Origin of the sequence: Flavivirga aquatica (genome assembly GCF_001747085.1) — a bacterium.
Taxonomy (GTDB): domain Bacteria; phylum Bacteroidota; class Bacteroidia; order Flavobacteriales; family Flavobacteriaceae; genus Algibacter_C; species Algibacter_C aquatica.
Genome location: NZ_MDJD01000011.1, coordinates 1 through 571 on the forward strand (window position 1 = coordinate 1; position 571 = coordinate 571).

Consider the following 571-nt stretch of genomic DNA (forward strand, 5'->3'; position numbering starts at 1 on the left):
CGATGTAGTTGTTAATGCCCCAACAGGAGTGGCAGACGAATACAAAAACATAGCCGAAGTAACAGGAAGTGATCAATACGATCCAGACAGTACACCAGATAACGATGATGGCGATCAAGACGAAGATGACGAAGATAATTTTACAGTTACCCCACAGACATCCGATCTATCAATCAACAAAGCCGTAAGCAACAGCACACCAAATGTAGGAGACGTAGTTACTTTTACTATAACAGTAAGTAACGCAGGAAGTGTAGCAGCAACAGGCGTTAATGTACAAGATATAGTACCTGTAGGATATTCAGGAATCACTAATATTAGTGGCGGTGGTATAGCAATAGGAAATCAAATCGATTGGACAGGCTTATCTGTAGCATTAGGAACAGATACCGTAAGCTTAACATTTGATGCTACCGTAGATGCCCCAACAGGGACCTTAAACGAATACATTAATGGTGTAGAAATTATAGCATCAGATCAATACGATCCAGACAGTGATCCAACAACAGGATCAAGTGTAGACGATAAAGGAGACGGTATTACCGATGATGATGAAGCCACAGTAGGAGTA

The 571-nt window shown here is 41.2% G+C and carries 1 protein-coding gene; it reads left to right on the top strand.

Translation table 11 applies throughout. The features are described from left to right. Positions 1-571: DUF11 domain-containing protein (locus tag A8C32_RS04030; protein WP_131798805.1), on the top strand; the 571-nt coding region annotated here is incomplete at both ends.